2 protein-coding genes, 1 tRNA gene and 2 rRNA genes are annotated in these 1911 nt (G+C 46.8%); 3 read left to right on the top strand and 2 right to left on the bottom strand.

The window, feature by feature from the left end; genetic code table 11:
* The 3 genes from rrf (ACFSOY_RS21225) to rrf (ACFSOY_RS00020) all read left to right on the top strand — a co-directional run.
* Positions 1 to 66, top strand: a 5S ribosomal RNA gene (gene rrf, locus ACFSOY_RS21225); the annotation flags it as partial.
* Positions 67 to 87: 21 nt separating this feature from the next.
* A tRNA-Leu gene (locus ACFSOY_RS00025) sits at positions 88 to 174 on the top strand.
* Positions 175 to 178: 4 nt separating this feature from the next.
* Positions 179 to 295, top strand: a 5S ribosomal RNA gene (gene rrf, locus ACFSOY_RS00020).
* A gap of 192 nt (positions 296 to 487) precedes the next feature.
* Here rrf (ACFSOY_RS00020) and ACFSOY_RS21220 read toward each other — a convergent pair.
* On the bottom strand, positions 488 to 1348 hold the full coding sequence (locus tag ACFSOY_RS21220; protein ID WP_465335789.1) for an EamA family transporter: 861 nt from the start codon (positions 1346 to 1348) through the stop codon (positions 488 to 490).
* Between the two features lie 72 nt (positions 1349 to 1420).
* Positions 1421 to 1911: hypothetical protein (locus tag ACFSOY_RS00005; RefSeq protein WP_386043117.1), on the bottom strand; the 491-nt coding region annotated here is incomplete at its 5' end.

The raw sequence follows: 1911 nt of genomic DNA, 5'->3' as shown, positions 1-1911 counted from the left end.
GTTAAGCTCCGCAGAGCCGATGGTACTTGGACCGCAGGGTCCTGGGAGAGTAGGTCGCCGCTAGGCGTGTTTTTTCAAATTTCATACGCGGTCATGGCGGAATTGGCAGACGCGCAAGATTCAGGTTCTTGTGGGGGCAACCCTGTGGAGGTTCAAGTCCTCTTGACCGCACCAGCCGTCTAGTGATAATGTCGCGGAGGTCACACCTGTTCCCATCTCGAACACAGAAGTTAAGCTCCGCAGAGCCGATGGTACTTGGACCGCAGGGTCCTGGGAGAGTAGGACGTCGCTAGGCAAGTGAAGACCCGATCTGATGATCGGGTCTTTTTTCTTTGTATGCGAAAGGGCATCGTAACGTAACGATTAAAAAGCTCTCGAATTATCAATTTGGATAATTCGAGAGCTTTTTGTATGTTTGGAAGATGGAATATGTCACTCATTACTTGATCCATTGCCAAAACAACCGCGGAGTAGCAGCGAAAAATAGTCAGAGCAGCAACAACAAGGTTCCAAAGATAAGCAGGACGAGACCGACAAAAGCTTTGATAGACAATTTTTCTTTAAATACAAGATAAGCGAAGATGATCGTCACGATTATGCTCAACTTGTCGATCGGCACCACTACACTTGCCTGTCCTTCTTGCAATGCCTTGAAATAAAGCAGCCAGGACATGCCGGTAGCCAAACCGGACAATGTAAGAAAGAGCCAACTTTTTTTGTCGATTTCTTTGATGCCGCCCTGCTTTTTTGTGGCAAACACGATCGACCATGCCATGATCAGCACGACAATCGTTCGTATGGCGGTACCGACATTGGAATCAACATCCTCGATCCCAACCTTCCCCAAAATGGCTGTAATTGCCGCGAAAAACGCGGACAGTCCGGCGTACCAAATCCAAGTCCTGCTCCTGTCAGCAGATCGTTCAACGTCTTGTCTTTGAATCATCATATACGTTCCGATGCCGATCATCGCCATACTGATGAGCTTTAGTATCGTGACCGGCTCGCCGAGCAAGATGATCGCAAAGAGCATCGTAATCACCGTGCTCGATTTGTCAATTGGAACGACGACATTAACATTTCCCAATTGAAGCGCTCTGAAATAGAAAATCCAAGAAGCGCCGGTCGTCACCCCTGATAAAATGAGATAAAAGAGGGACTTCATGCTGATGTCGTAAAGCGTATGATGCATGTTTCCCGCAAATACGATGATCCAGGCAAAAATGACGACAATCACAGTTCTCAGAGCGGTAGCGAGGTTGGAATCTGTGTTTTGAATTCCGATTTTCGCAAAAATTGAGGTTATGCCAGCAAACAGCGCGGCACCAAAAGCATAGATCACCCACATGTATGTATCCTCCAAATGCATATATCCATATACCGTTATGTAACCAGATAAATGATTTATATCGGCATTTCGTCATCTCCAGTTCAGAGTTGATCCTCTCTGCAACTGATAATGATTATCATTATAGTTGAAGGAGAAGTGGTTGAGAAGAGGATGTTGCCCCAAAGAGCGCTGCGGCTGGCACTGCTGAAGCGGTTTTTTGTGTGCTTTAAGAAGTGAGCCGATCTTGTGAGCGATTCTGTGCGAGCGGGAGAAAAGAGCGGGTGGGAACAGGGATGGATGCATTTTGTTTCGGTTTGTTTGGTCTGTGTGATTGAGTGAGATGTCGGGGCATGATAAGATAAGTCTTGTCGCCGCGAGCGATGAACGACTTGATCGGTGCGGTTTGATACGTGCCAAGCGATCTTTCATCAGGTTTTCACACAGGGAAAAATTACTGTTGACTTCGCTGAATGAGATGTGATACATTATCTCTTGTCGCCGCGAGAGAGCGGTTGACGCGAAAGAGCAAAACGATTGATCCTTGAAAACTAAACGAGTGTTACGAAGAGAGATGCGAGTCA

This window comes from Tumebacillus lipolyticus (assembly GCF_042682745.1).
Lineage (GTDB): Bacteria > Bacillota > Bacilli > Tumebacillales > Tumebacillaceae > Tumebacillus_A > Tumebacillus_A lipolyticus.
Note: the sequence above shows the minus strand (reverse complement) of the source record. Positions and strands in the feature narration are given on the sequence as shown.

What these genes read in the sequence shown, in the direction of transcription:
- ACFSOY_RS21220 (WP_465335789.1), bottom strand. Translation starts at nt 1,348, where the DNA reads ATGTGGGTGATCTATGCTTTTGGTGCCGCGCTGTTTGCTGGCATAACC.